The sequence below is a fragment of the Actinopolyspora sabaoui genome, assembly GCF_051225635.1.
Taxonomy (GTDB): Bacteria; Actinomycetota; Actinomycetes; order Mycobacteriales; family Pseudonocardiaceae; genus Actinopolyspora.
In genome coordinates this window covers 534,372-545,895 of the sequence record NZ_JBMIHH010000003.1, presented here as the reverse complement: position 1 = coordinate 545,895, position 11,524 = coordinate 534,372, and the positions used below count along the sequence as shown (strand labels likewise).

Here is an 11,524-nt window from a genome sequence, read left to right as displayed (position 1 = left end):
CGGTGGCCACAGCGGAGGGGACACGCCCGGCATCCATCCCGAACCCGGCAGCTAAGCCCTCCAGCGCCCCAGGTACTGCACCCCCACGGGTGTGGGAGACACGGACACCGCCGACCCAACCCCCCACACCGGCCCCACCCCCCACGGGTGGGGCCGGACTACTCTCCACCACCCTCACGACCGATCGTGACTCGCAGCCGGCGCTGTTCGACCCCACTGCTCCTGGGCGCGGAATTCCTCGTTCTATCCTCGTACCGTGAGTGAAAGCACCAGTTCGACGGAATCAGGGGCCGCCAGTGGCGCGGGCCCCGAACAGTCTTCCCGAGCGATGCCGCCCAAACCGCGCAGTCACGAGGTGACCGACGGGATGGAACGCGCGGCCGCTCGAGGCATGTTGCGTGCGGTCGGTATGCAGGACGGCGACTTCGCCAAACCGCAGATCGGCGTGGCCTCCTCCTGGAACGAGATAACTCCCTGCAATCTGTCGCTACAGCGACTGGCGGGAAGCGCCAAGGACGGCGTGCACGCTGCCAACGGTTATCCGCTGGAATTCGGGACCATCTCCGTTTCCGACGGTATCTCGATGGGGCACGTGGGGATGCACTACTCGTTGGTGTCCCGCGAGATGATCGCCGACTCGGTGGAAACCGTGATGCAGGCCGAACGACTCGACGGTTCGCTGCTGCTGGCGGGCTGCGACAAGAGCCTGCCCGGAATGCTCATGGCCGCTGCGCGGCTCGATCTGGCGTCGGTGTTCATCTACGCGGGATCCATCCTGCCGGGGAAAGTGGACGGGCGCGAGGTCACGATCATCGACGCCTTCGAAGCGGTGGGTGCCTGCTCGCGGGGACTCATCCCACGTTCTGAGGTCGATCGCATCGAGCGTGCGATATGTCCCGGTGAAGGTGCGTGCGGTGGGATGTACACCGCGAACACGATGGCTTGTGCCGCCGAGGCGTTGGGGATGTCGTTGCCGGGTTCGGCGAGCCCCCCGTCGGTGGACCGTCGTCGTGACGCCGGCGCCAGAGCCGCGGGTGAAGCAGTGGTTGGCATGCTGGAGAAAGGCATCACCGCCCGCGACGTGTTGACCAAGGAAGCCTTCGAGAACGCGATCGCTGTGGTCATGGCGTTCGGCGGTTCCACCAACGCGGTGCTGCACCTGCTGGCCATAGCGAACGAGGCTGGTGTCGAGCTGACCCTGGAGGACTTCAACCGGGTGGGGGACCGGACCCCGCATCTGGCAGACGTGAAGCCGTTCGGCGAGTACGTGATGACCGCGGTGGACCGTATCGGCGGTGTTCCCGTCGTGATGAAGGCACTGCTGGACGCGGGACTCATCCACGGTGACTGTCTGACGGTGACCGGTCGCACCGTGGCCGAGAACCTCGCCGAACTCGAACCTCCGGAGCTGGACGGTTCGGTGATTCATCGGCTTTCCGATCCGATACATCCCACTGGTGGGCTGACGGTGCTGCGGGGCTCGCTGGCCCCGGAGGGCGCCGTCGTGAAGAGCGCGGGATTCGACACCGCACGCTTCGAGGGCACGGCCAGGGTGTTCGACGGCGAGCAGGCCGCGATGGACGCGGTGGAGAACAACACCCTGAGCGCCGGAGACGTGGTGGTCATCCGTTACGAGGGCCCCAGGGGCGGCCCGGGCATGCGCGAGATGCTCGCGGTGACCGGCGCGATCAAGGGCGCGGGCCTGGGCAAGGACGTGCTACTGCTCACCGACGGCCGGTTCTCCGGGGGAACGACCGGATTGTGCATCGGCCACGTGGCACCGGAGGCCACCGACGGTGGTCCGATCGCCCTTGTTGCCGACGGTGACCCGATACGGCTGGATCTGGCGGATCGGAAACTGGACCTGCTGGTTTCGGACGAGGAGCTGTCGCGTCGTAAGCAGCAGTGGCAGCCGCCGGAGCCGAAGTACCGCAGTGGCGTGCTGGGCAAGTACGCCAAGCTGGTCGGTTCCGCAGCCAACGGTGCGGTCTGCTGACCTGAGCGATGTCCGGCCGGTCCGACCGGCAGGCCGGGGAGTGTGCCGGAGAATCCGGAGCGCTCCCCGGCCTGCGGTGTGCCGGGTGTATCAGGTCGGCATGTTCATCTCGAGCAGTGGATCGGTCGAGGGCTGTTCGCTGCCGCCCGCCGGTTCCACGGTTACGCCGATGGCACGGGTCTCCGCCGGAATCTCGGCCATCATCGCCGACATGTTGCCGTTGGGATCCTGCCGCAGCAGTCCGGCCGACTCGGCGCCGTAATCGCCGAGGAACCACAGCTGGTAAACCCGTTCCGACGGCGCGGGCTCCATACCGGAGCCCAGGAACATGACTTTGTCCATGCGTTCGGACATCACCGTGACGGCTTCCATACCCCGTGCGTTGGTGGTGGCGACTTTGGCGTCCGGGGCCCGCACGAGTCGCTCCACGGCGGCGTCGCGATCCGCGCGTGCCTGCTGCAATTCCTGCTGGGTGTTCCACGCCAGCGCACCGAAACCGGCGGCCAGCACGACACCGACGATCGCCGCCGCGGTCGCCAGCCGCGTGCCCCAAGACGCCCGACGGGTCGCCCCGCGAAGACCGCGGCGGCGCGGTCTTTCCGCGGTGGCGGGGGACTCCTGCCGGGTGCGCGAGACTTCCGAGAGCACCCGCTGTTTGAGTTCCTCCGGAGGCTCGACCGCGGTGGTTCTCCCCAGATAAGCGGTTGTTTCCCGAAACTGACGCACCTCCTCGGCGCAGTCCTGGCACGAGGCCATGTGCCGTTCGAAGGCCACCCGTTCGGTCTCCGACAGCGCGTCCAGTACGTAGGCCCCAGTCAACGTGGCCATATCGGTGTTCATTTGCTCACCCCCAGGCAGTCCCGGAGTCGGATCAGTCCGTCCCGCAGCCTCGTTTTCAGCGTGGACGCAGGTGTGCTCAGCAATCCCGCCGCTTCCTGATAGGTGTAGCCACGGTAGTAGGTCAGCATCACCGACTCACGTTGAATCTCGGTCAGTGTGGACAGGCACTTGCGTACCTGCTGCTGTTCCCAGCGGGAGGCCACGGTCTCCGACACCTCGTCGAACGGGCGTCCCTGCTCCCGCGAGCCCGCACGGCTCTCACGGTCGGTGGTGGCCTGCGCCGAGCGCACGCGGTCCACCGCGCGGCGGTGCGCCAACGTCAGTACCCAGGTGAGCACGCTGCCCTTGCCCGGGCGGTAGTGCGTGGCGCCGCGCCAGACCTCGACCAGAACTTCCTGGGCGACCTCTTCGGACTGGGAGGTGTCACGCACGATGCGCTGCACCAGACCGAACACCGAGCCGGCGATCAGGTCGTAGAGCCGCTCGAAGGCCTGTTCGTCCCCCTTCGCCACCTCGGCGAGCAACGCCGCCGTGTCCGGACCGTTCTCCGAGGATTCCTCGAGCTCCTCGGAATCGCGCAACCACCGTTTCGGTCGGTGACTCGCGGGATTCTCCATCGCGCCGCTCCTTTCTGCGCGTTACCCGCTGTTCCGGGCACCGTCGGTGGTGGGTTTGGCGAAGGCGAGCTGCCACACGTCCAGATAACGTGCGCGGAATCCCGCTTCACTGTATGCCAGATAGAACTCCCACATGCGCCGGAACCGCTCGTTGAAGCCGAGCTCGGCGATGTGGTCCCGCTGCCGGGTGAACTCCGCGCGCCATTGCCGCAGGGTTTCGGCGTAGCTTTGTCCGAAAGCATGGCGTTCCACCGGGTGGAGACCGGTGTGCTCGGAAACGGTGCGCTCGACGGCCGGGATCGAGGGCAGCTGTCCGCCCGGGAAGATGTACTTGTGGATCCAGGTGTAGGAGTCCCGGGTCGCCAGCATCCGCTCGTGCGGCATCGTGATCGCCTGGACGACCGTCCGGCCACCGGGCAGCAGCAGCCGGTCGAGTGTCGCGAAGAACCTGCCCCAGTATTCCGCGCCGACGGCTTCGATCATCTCCAGGCTGATCACCGCGTCGAACTCACCGTCGGCCTGTCGGTAGTCGCGCAGCTCGACATCCACGCGGTCGGCCATGCCCGCCTGCTCGACACGCCGCACCGCGAGCGCACGCTGTTGCTCCGACAGGGTCAGCGTGGTGACACGTGCGCCGCGCAGCGCCGCTCGGATCGCCAGCGATCCCCAGCCGCTGCCGATCTCCAGCAGCCTGGTTCCCTCCGTCACACCGGCGGCGTCGAGTGCTCGGTCGAGTTTGCACCGTTGGGCGGTCGCCAGATCCGTGACTCCGGGTCGGAACAGCCCCGCCGAGTAGGTCATGCTCTCGTCCAGGAAGGCGGCGAAAACCTCGTTGGACAGGTCGTAGTGTCGTTGTACGTTGCGCGTCGCACCGGCGGTGGTGTTGCGCTCGTCCGCGGGTCTGGATGCGTCCACCCAGCGGCGCAGGGACTGCAGCGGGTGTGGGACCAGTACGGAAAGCCGCTGTGCGAACGGGGTCAGCAGCGCGGCCGGATCGGGACTGTCCCAGTCACCGGTCATGTAGGCCTCGCCGAATCCGATCTTGGCGTCCGCACCGAGCCGGTGGAAGAACGCCTCGGGACGGATCACTCGCATCAGGGGAGCGTCCGGTCCGCCCGCGCCGAGGCGCTTGCCACCAGCGAGCACCACCCGTACCGGCAGCTCACGTACGGCGTGGCGGAACAGTCGCTCGGCCAGCCGGGCGCGTACCGGGGAACGCGGCGGTCCGTCCACCGCGTCCCACACCGCCACGCTCGTGGGGGCGGGTAACGACAGGGCAGTGGTCATCTGACACCTTCCTGGTGAACATGGGGGATATGGGGGTTGGGTGAGCGTCCGCGCAGCCACAGCGAGATCCCGTGGGCGCGAATCATGGCCGCCACACGTTGCGGCACCAGCGGATTGCCGAGCAGTAGCCGCGCGAGTCGTCGTGGTTCCGCCGGAACGCGGCGGCCGCGCATTTCCGCCGTCAACAGCGGTTTTCCCGCTTCGTCGTGCAGCCGGACGCTCACGTCCACCCGTTCACCCGGGTAACTCAGCCGCATCTCGTAGTTCCCCCGCTGTGGCAGGAAGGGCGAGACGTGGAACCGTTTGGTGACCGTGGCGTAGCCGTGTTGATCCGGCCGCAGCAGGTAGCAGTGCCGCTCCCCATAGGTGTTGTGGACTTCGGCCACCACGCATCTCAGTTCCCCGTCAGGTCGGTGACACCAGTAGAACGTGACGGGATTGAACACGTAGCCCAGCACCCGTGCGTGGGCCAGCATGAGTACTCGGCCGCCTTCGAGGTCCACCCCGTTGCGGGACAGCCAGTCGTCCAGGTTGGCCCGGATGGAGCGCTGGGGAGATCCGAGGTGATCCCGTGCCTCGAACCGTGCGAACGGTCGCAGCGGTAGCGGCAGCCGCGGCAGGTCGTCCAGGTCGACCAGCCAGGTGTAGAGCCGGTGCCGGAATCCGTCGCTCGGTTCGGTGTGCCTGGTGTGGCCGACCGTCACGTCGTACAGGTCGGCCGTGGTCGGATCGCTCATCCCGCTCACCACCCCGCGCCCAGTGCGGCGGCGGCACGTACCCCCGAGGCGCAGCCGTCCTCGTGGAAGCCCCAGCCCTGGTAGGCCCCCGCGAACCGGACGCGGTCGTCGCCGATCTCGTCCAACCGCTGTTGCGCGGCCACCGCCTCGGGCGTGTAGATCGGATGTCGGTAGGTCATGCGCGCCAGCACGTCGGCCGGACGGACCCGCTCATCGGAATTCAGCGAGACCAGGTAGTCCGCCGGCTCGGCCAGCCGCATCAGCCGGTTCATGTGGTAGCTGATCCGTACTCCGGTCCCGGCCCGACCGCAGGAGGGCATCGTGTAGTTCCAACTGGCCACGGCCGCCGGACTGCGCGGCAGCACAGTGGTGTCGGTGTGCAGCAGGGTCTCGTTCTCGCTGTAGCCGAACGCCCCCAGCAGTTCCTTCTCCACCGGTTCCGGATCGGCCAGCATCTCCAGGGCCGTGTCCGCGGGACTGGCCAGCACGGCGTGCCGAGCTCGGTACTGCTGTCCCGCGGCGTCCCACAGCGTCACCCCTTCGGTGGTGCGTCGAACCGTCCGTATCGGGGTGTTGCAGCGCACCGCGTGCAGCCGCTCGGCTATGCGTGTCACGTACTCTCGTGACCCCCCTGGGACGAACCGCCAGCTCGGTGAGCCGCGCACGCTCAGCATTCCGTGGTTGCGCAGGAAGCGGAACAGGTAGCGCGCCGGGTACTGGCCACTGCTGATCCCGTCGGCGGACCAGACGGCGGAGACCAGCGGGAGTGCGAAGTGGGTGACGAAGTACTCCGAGAAGTTCCCCTGCCGCAGGAAGGTTTCCAGCGTGGGCACCGACTCGTCCGCCACCGGAGTGTCCAGCAACGAGTTGGCTCTCCGGTGGAACCGCGCCACCTGCCTGAGCAGGTCCAGGTAGGCCGGGTTGCCCAGGTTTCGGGGCTGGGCGAACAGTCCGCGCAGTCGTTTCGCCCCGGCGTACTCCAGACCGCATCCTTCGCAGCGCACGCTCATCGACATCTCGGTGGGCCGCGTCGTCACACCCAGCTCCCCGAACAGCCTGCACAACTGCGGATAGGTGCTCCGGTTGTGCACGATGAAGCCGCTGTCCACAGCTGTTGTTCGCCCGTCGCCGGTGGGCACATCGTGGGTGTGCGCGTTGCCGCCAAGTCGGTCCGCCGCTTCGAACAGCGTCACCTCGTAGTGCCGTTGCAGCAGGTAAGCCGCTGTCAGTCCGGATACCCCGGAACCGATGACGGCAACTCGCGGTCGCTCGGATCCGTGGTCCATCACTGCCCTCCGGGGTGTCCTTCGATGTGGGACGACGCCCGGTCCGCGGAGCGGATCGGCTCGACCTCGGCCACGAACTCGCGGGCAAGTCGGGTCCATTCCCGGTGGCGACGCAGCATCGCGTGCCCGCTGCCCGGAACCGGTCGGTACCGCGCGGTTCCTCCGGCGCGAGCCGCCCGCCGCACGTACTCGGCGGAGGCGTGTGCAGAGGTGATGCCGTCACGGTCGCCGTGCGCGAGCAGCGCCCGGGTGCCCGCCAGCTGTTCCACCGGATCGGACGGTTCGAGCCACGGCGCCAACGCGCAGACGTCTCCCACGCCCTCCTCACCCGCGAGCAGCAGGGCAGCACGTCCCCCCATCGAGTGCCCCACCAGCACGATCCGGGCGTGCGGCGAGCGCCGTCGGAGTTCCCGCAGCGCCCACCGGGCGTCGACCACCGGATCCCGGTCCGGCTCGTTCCACCCGCGCAGTCGGTTCCGCAGCAACCACACCGCCGGTGCTCCGCCGTGCCCGCGTGCCACCCGTAGTGCGAGCCACCACATGCGCAGGTAAGCCAGCCGCCAGGGGCGCATCGGTTCCTCCCCGCGAGAGCGGCCACCGTGCAGCACCAGTACCGCCACGTCCGCCTCGACGGCTTGCCGGATGTTGTGCAGTACGGCACCGGGGCTCTCCCCACCCCGGATCCTCCGGTCGGCTGCTTCTTGATCTCGCATACCCGTTGTTCGGAACCGCCCGGTCTCGGGGTTGGTCGGTGTGGCGGCCCACACAATCCGGGCGTCCGGGCGGCCGCCCTCGCCCTCGGTCGCGAATCAACGAAAGCGCCGCACGGCGCGCCGAGTGGGCACGGTTCGTGCGGCTCTTGATCAGGACGATCGTGTGGGAGGTCGGGTGCTACGAGTTCGCAGGGGTGTTTCCGCGTTGTTCCGCAACCCCGTCCGAGGATCGAGCGGGCGCGCACGGGCCATACCGTTCGTCCGGCCCGGTCGAATCCGAAAGCCGCGGCACACGGGTGGCGGCGCGGTCGGCGTGGCGGACGGTATTGGCTCTCTGGTGGAGCGGGTGCTCGGTGTCGAGCTCCCGTTGGGGATCAGTGCCTGGGACGGCAGCAGCCAAGGACCATCCGGCGATCCGCGTGTGCTGCTCCGCAGTCGGCGCGCGATGCGCCATCTGCTCTACCGTCCCGGTGAACTGGGTCTGGCCCGAGCGTTCGTCACCGGAGATCTGGACGTGCGCGGCGATCTCACCGAGGCATTGCGGCGTTGCTGGGCACTCGGGAGACGCGAGGGCGTGACCGTCCCCCGGCTCGGTCCCGGGCACTGGTGGGAACTGATCCGAGACGCCGCCCGGCTGGGAGGTCTCGGTCCTCGTCCCGCCGTTCCGGGCAGCGAGGCGCGTCCCACCGGCAGGCTGCACAGCAGACGACGCGACTCCCAGGTCATCGCGCATCACTACGACCTGGGCAACGAGTTCTACGAGCTGTTGCTCGACCCCAGGATGGCCTATTCCTGCGGGTACTGGCCCGAGGACGGCACCGAGCGCACGTTGGCGGCCGCGCAGGAGGCCAAGCTCGACCTGATCTGCCGCAAGCTCGGACTGGACAGTGGTGCTCGACTGCTCGACGTCGGTTGTGGTTGGGGATCGCTGCTGCTATACGCGGCCGAGCACTACGGTGTCTCCGCCACCGGCGTGACTCTCTCGGGGCAGCAGGCCGACCACGTCCGACGGCGCGCCCGCGAACTCGGGCTGGCGGAACTGGTCGAGGTCCGGCAGTGCGACTACCGTGAGCTGGCGGTTCCCACCTCCGGCGAGTACGACGCGGTGGCTTCGGTGGAAATGGGCGAACACGTGGGGTCGGCCAACTATCCGGATTTCCTCGCCACGCTGCGCCGTATGCTCCGGCCCGGCGGCAGGCTGCTGTTGCAGCAGATGTCGCGCGGTGATTCGGCACCCGGTGGTGGTGCCTTCATCGAGTCCTACATCGCGCCGGACATGAACATGGTGCCGATCGGTGCGACGCTGTGGAGGCTGGAACGCGCCGGGGTCGAGATTCGTGATGTGCAGGCGATGCGCGAGCACTACGCGCACACGGTTCGAGCCTGGTTGCGGACCCTGCTCGATCGGTGGGACGAGGTGCTCGCACTGGCGGGTACGGAACAGGCCAGGGTGTGGTGGCTGTACCTGGCGGGCGGCGGGCTGGCCTTCGAGGAGAACCGGATGGGAGTGCACCAGATTCTCGGGGTGCGGCCCCACGAGGACGGTTCGATCGACGATGGCAGCCCGGCGTTGCCCGAGGTGCGGCGTTGACCCCGGGCGCGGTGGCCTGGGTGCTCGGGATCGGGCTGGGAGTGGCGTGGGCCACGGTCACCGTCACGTTCCTGATAGCGCGCGGGCGGAACCGCTACGACACCATCGACACCGCTTGGGGCGCCGGTTTCGCACTTATCGCGGTGTGCGCCCTTTCGCTGGTCCGGCCGGTGGTCGGGAACCCGGCGTTCGGGGACCCGGCGTTCGGGGACCCGGCGTTCGGGGACGCTGCCCAGCCCGGCGTCGCGGGTTGGCTCGTCGCGGTGCTCACCGTCGTGTGGGGGGTGCGGTTGGCGCTGCACCTGCATCTGCGTAACCGGGGGAAACCGGAGGATCCCCGCTATCGGGAGATGCTCGCCAAGGCGCGCGGATTCCCGGCCGGGCGGATGTATTTCCGGGTGTATCTCACCCAGGCCCTGGTGATGTGGTTCGTCGCCCTTCCGGTGCAGCTGGCCCAGTTCGGTGGTTCCGCCCAGCATCCCCTGTCAGCCGTGGTGCTCTGGGCGGGGCTCTTCGTGTGGCTGGTGGGTTTCGCGTTCGAGACCGTCGGCGACGAGCAGCTGCGCAGGTTCCGCAACCGGCCGGAGAACGCGGGCTCGGTGCTTCGAACGGGGTTGTGGCGCTACACACGCCATCCGAACTACTTCGGTGATGCCTGCGTGTGGTGGGGGCTGTACCTGGTCGCCTGCCATCATCAGCTCGGTGTTTTCACACTGCTTTCACCCGTACTGATGACCTGGCTGTTGGCCCGTGGTAGCGGCAAACCGTTGCTGGAACGCGACATCGCCGAACGCAGACCGGACTACGCGGACTATGTCCGGCGCACCAGCGGGTTCGTGCCCTGGCCACCGAAGTGGAGCTGACGCCCGAGCCGCGGTGGTCGGTTTTCCCGCTCGTTCCCGGCCGGAGTTGATTCCCGCTCACGTTTCGTGGCGCCGATCCTCCTGGTGAGGCTCGGCCCCGCGCCCTGGATCACTTCGTTTCGCGCGCTCCACCAGCCTGGAACGCAGCGGCGCCAGTCGCAGCGAGAGGGTGTGAAGGCTGACGAGTCCGATCGTGAAAACCGCTCCAAGCAGCCAGCCCGCCACGACGTCGGAGGGGGAGTGCACCCCCAGCACCAGCCGGGAGAATCCGGTGATCAGCACCAGTAGTACACCGAGACTCACGACACCAAAGCGTGACCAGCGCCCGCGCAGCACTCCCAGCAGCAGAATCGCCAGCATCAGGTATACCGCCGCGGAATGCGCCGAGTGCCCGGAGGGAAAGGCGAAGCTGTCCTCGGTGGCCGCGTTGGGGGCCGGAACCGGTCTCGGACGCGCGATGGTGAGTTTGAGCAGGAAAACCGTCAGTGCCGTTCCGGCCGAGGTAAGCACCAGCAACATCGGACGACCCCAACTATGGGTGGTGGTTCCCAGCCAGACGGCCGCGATGATCGCCGTGGAGAACACCACCGCTCCCTCCCCCAGGTACGTGATGACGTTGAACGTCGCGATCACGGTGGGAGTGCGCAGTTCGGCGACCATCTCCAGCAATCGACGGTCCAGCCCGAGGATCGCGCCGTGCTCGTAGACCTGTTCCGCGAGCTCGCTGAACACGTTGATCCCGGCCACCACGAGTAGCAGTCCCAGCACCGGGGTGAACCAGGGGTACCAACTCGCGAGATCACGCCAGGTCGCGTGCGAGTCGGGAGGACGTTCCTCGCGGTCGTGCCCGTCACCAGAGCGCGGGCTCTCGCCGGTGGGGGCCATTGGCATGAATCACACTCCCGGCATCGGTCGCCGTGATTGCTCGGTCCCCGTGAATTCTACGTGCGCTCGGGCTTTCGAGTCCGGGTGTCGAGCGAGAGGTATTCCGGTGGCGTGACGTGTGGCACCTAATCCGGTGAATTCGCGATTGTCGACGTACGGGAGCTGTCTCCCCCCGTCGGAAGGACAAGAATCGTTCGGCGGCGGAAGCGCTCGACAATCCGCCCCGTGTGCGCTCGGGCGGGTTCCGGTCGGGAATGTTCCGGAAACGAAAAAGTCCCAAGCCTGCTGACTTGGGACTTCGGTGCGCCAACAGGGACTCGAACCCCGAACCCACTGATTAAGAGTCAGTTGCTCTGCCGCTTGAGCTATTGGCGCGTTGCCGTGTGAAATTTTTCCGCCTCGCTCGAAATTCCCTCTCGCGTTGGCGACAACACAAACTTTAGCACGGTTGCCGGGGGTGTGATTCGAGGGGGGTCGATTGCGTGTCGCGGAGGTTGTGCGCTGCTGCTTCGTCCCTTCTTCGCTGGGCTGGGGTGGTGGGCCTGCTCGTCGGGGCGGGTTCCTCGTGGGGGCGGTGCTTCTCGCCGGCGGCGTGTCGTTCGGTCGGCCTACTCGTCGGGATCCGGTCCCGGCGTGCGATCCGTTCGATGTCCGCCCGAGGTTACGGAAGTACTACGGCTGGGACGCGATGACAACCCTTTCGAGTGAG

The 11,524-nt window shown here is 67.7% G+C and carries 10 protein-coding genes, 1 tRNA gene and 1 rRNA gene; 4 read left to right on the top strand and 8 right to left on the bottom strand.

What is annotated here, in order from left to right; translation table 11 throughout:
• Positions 1–116 (top strand): 5S ribosomal RNA (rrf, locus tag ACOQFL_RS07555); the annotation flags it as partial.
• Between the two features lie 212 nt (positions 117–328).
• Positions 329–1,996: a dihydroxy-acid dehydratase gene (ilvD, locus tag ACOQFL_RS07550; RefSeq protein WP_435543382.1), complete on the top strand. Its 1,668-nt coding sequence runs from the start codon at positions 329–331 to the stop codon at positions 1,994–1,996.
• A 90-nt stretch (positions 1,997–2,086) separates the two neighbouring features.
• Here ilvD and ACOQFL_RS07545 read toward each other — a convergent pair whose 3' ends face one another.
• From ACOQFL_RS07545 to ACOQFL_RS07520, 6 genes are read right to left on the bottom strand one after another with little or no spacing between them, the layout of a single operon-like run.
• Entirely contained in the window at positions 2,087–2,836 is a 750-nt protein-coding gene (locus ACOQFL_RS07545; protein ID WP_435543352.1) for an anti-sigma factor, read from the bottom strand.
• The gene (gene sigK / locus ACOQFL_RS07540) at positions 2,833–3,453 is read right to left on the bottom strand and encodes an ECF RNA polymerase sigma factor SigK (RefSeq protein ID WP_435543351.1); all 621 of its coding nucleotides are present in this window, start codon (positions 3,451–3,453) and stop codon (positions 2,833–2,835) included. Before sigK ends, ACOQFL_RS07545 begins: the two co-directional genes overlap by 4 nt.
• 21 nt (positions 3,454–3,474) lie before the next feature.
• Entirely contained in the window at positions 3,475–4,740 is a 1,266-nt protein-coding gene (locus ACOQFL_RS07535) for a class I SAM-dependent methyltransferase (RefSeq protein ID WP_435543350.1), read from the bottom strand.
• Complete coding sequence (locus tag ACOQFL_RS07530; protein WP_435543349.1) at positions 4,737–5,477, bottom strand: DUF1365 domain-containing protein; 741 nt, start codon at positions 5,475–5,477, stop codon at positions 4,737–4,739. Before ACOQFL_RS07530 ends, ACOQFL_RS07535 begins: the two co-directional genes overlap by 4 nt.
• Before the next feature lie 5 nt (positions 5,478–5,482).
• The gene (locus tag ACOQFL_RS07525) at positions 5,483–6,763 is read right to left on the bottom strand and encodes an NAD(P)/FAD-dependent oxidoreductase (protein ID WP_435543348.1); all 1,281 of its coding nucleotides are present in this window, start codon (positions 6,761–6,763) and stop codon (positions 5,483–5,485) included.
• Entirely contained in the window at positions 6,763–7,476 is a 714-nt protein-coding gene (locus tag ACOQFL_RS07520; RefSeq protein WP_435543347.1) for an alpha/beta hydrolase family protein, read from the bottom strand. Before ACOQFL_RS07520 ends, ACOQFL_RS07525 begins: the two co-directional genes overlap by 1 nt.
• 313 nt (positions 7,477–7,789) lie before the next feature.
• Between ACOQFL_RS07520 and ACOQFL_RS07515 the strand changes: the two genes are divergently transcribed.
• Together ACOQFL_RS07515 and ACOQFL_RS07510 are read left to right on the top strand one after the other, a co-directional pair.
• Positions 7,790–9,067: a class I SAM-dependent methyltransferase gene (locus ACOQFL_RS07515; protein ID WP_435543346.1), complete on the top strand. Its 1,278-nt coding sequence runs from the start codon at positions 7,790–7,792 to the stop codon at positions 9,065–9,067.
• Positions 9,064–9,930: a DUF1295 domain-containing protein gene (locus tag ACOQFL_RS07510; protein WP_435543345.1), complete on the top strand. Its 867-nt coding sequence runs from the start codon at positions 9,064–9,066 to the stop codon at positions 9,928–9,930. The genes ACOQFL_RS07515 and ACOQFL_RS07510 overlap by 4 nt, the downstream gene beginning before the upstream one ends.
• 57 nt (positions 9,931–9,987) lie before the next feature.
• Here the strand turns inward: ACOQFL_RS07510 and ACOQFL_RS07505 are convergent, their stop codons facing one another.
• Both ACOQFL_RS07505 and ACOQFL_RS07500 read right to left on the bottom strand, forming a co-directional pair.
• Entirely contained in the window at positions 9,988–10,821 is an 834-nt protein-coding gene (locus ACOQFL_RS07505) for a phosphatase PAP2 family protein (RefSeq protein ID WP_435543344.1), read from the bottom strand.
• Positions 10,822–11,117: 296 nt separating this feature from the next.
• A tRNA-Lys gene (locus tag ACOQFL_RS07500) sits at positions 11,118–11,190 on the bottom strand.
• Between the last annotated feature and the right edge of the window lie 334 nt (positions 11,191–11,524).